Raw genomic sequence first — 1,327 nt, forward strand, 5'->3', positions numbered from 1 at the left:
GGCGCCTTGCGCGCGGCGAGCGCGGCGTTCGCCCGCTCCAGCGCCCGGCCGGACAGTTCTGGTGTCTGGCCGGCGACCTCGCGCATCTCCTCGATGTTGCCGTTGCAATGCAGGGCCACATCGCAGCCGGCCGCGAAAATCGCGCGGGTTCGCTCCGCGATATTCCCCGACAGCGCGTTCATCGACACGTCATCACTCATTAACAAACCCTGGAACCCGATTGCGCCGCGAATCACGTCAGCAATCATTGTCGCAGATGTCGTCGCCGGATGGGCGGGATCGACCGCGCTAAACACAACATGTGCAGTCATGGCCATCGGCAGATCCGCCAGCGGCTTGAACGCCGCGAAGTCGGTCTGTTCCAGCTCGGCCCTCGGCGTATCCACCGTCGGCAGCTGGAAATGGGTGTCCGCGGTGGCCCGGCCATGGCCGGGAATGTGTTTGAGGACCGGCAGCACGCCGCCCTGCTCCAGCCCTTCGGTGACGGCACGCGCGATTGCCGCGACCTTGCCCGGCTCGGTGCCATAGGCCCGATTCCCGATGACGGCATCGGCGCCGGCCACCGGCACGTCGGCCAGCGGCAAGCAATCCACGGTGATGCCGAGATCGGCGAGATCAGCCGCGATCAGGCGTGCGCTGAGGCGTGCCGCGGTGAGGCCGAGGGCCGAATCAGTGTCGTACAAGGTCGAGAACACGGCGCCCGGCGGGTAGACCGGCCAGTGCGGCGGACCCAGCCGCTGCACCCGTCCGCCCTCCTGATCGATCAGGACAGGCGCGTCGGCGACATCTGCCGCCGTCCGCAATTCCGCAACCAGAGCAGCGACTTGAGCTGGCGTTGCGACATTGCGCTTGAACAGGATGAAGCCCCATGGGCGCTGGTCGCGGATAAACTCCCGCTCGATGGCGGTCAGTTCGGTTCCGGATACGCCGGTAATGAAGGCCCGCGTGCTCATAACGGCCGATTAACCCTGACCCGCGAGGGGGTCAAGGAAACGGCCATTAATTCCTCTGGACGAAGCAGGCGGACAAGCCGGCAGACTTCAGGTTGTTGCAGGCGTGCGTCGCCTCCTCCGCCGAACCATAGGGCCCGGCGAAGGCGCGGTAGACGACTCCCTTGCCCTTGTCGGAGAGGTCCACGCGCTTGATCACCGGCGAACGGGAGCCGAGCGCGCTGCCATATTTGCTCTGAAGCACGCGGTACGACGCAGCGGCGCTATCCTCGCTCTGCTGCGAGGAGACCTGCACGATGTAGCCGCCACCGCTGCTGCTCGCGGGCGCGATTTGCGTCGGGGCGGTCGCAGCCATCCGTTGCGGCGGCTCAGTCGCC

2 protein-coding genes are annotated in these 1,327 nt (G+C 66.6%); both read right to left on the bottom strand.

Annotated elements, in window-relative coordinates; genetic code table 11:
• Positions 1 to 953 (bottom strand): beta-N-acetylhexosaminidase (nagZ, locus tag MOV74_RS38395; RefSeq protein ID WP_246932745.1); only part of this gene is annotated, 953 nt, incomplete at its 3' end.
• Positions 954 to 999: 46 nt separating this feature from the next.
• Positions 1,000 to 1,327, bottom strand: a 328-nt coding sequence (locus MOV74_RS38400; RefSeq protein WP_246932747.1) for an SPOR domain-containing protein, incomplete at its 5' end; no start/stop codon positions are given.

Origin of the sequence: Bradyrhizobium sp. SHOUNA76, assembly GCF_023006445.1 — a bacterium.
Classification (GTDB): Bacteria; Pseudomonadota; Alphaproteobacteria; order Rhizobiales; family Xanthobacteraceae; genus Bradyrhizobium.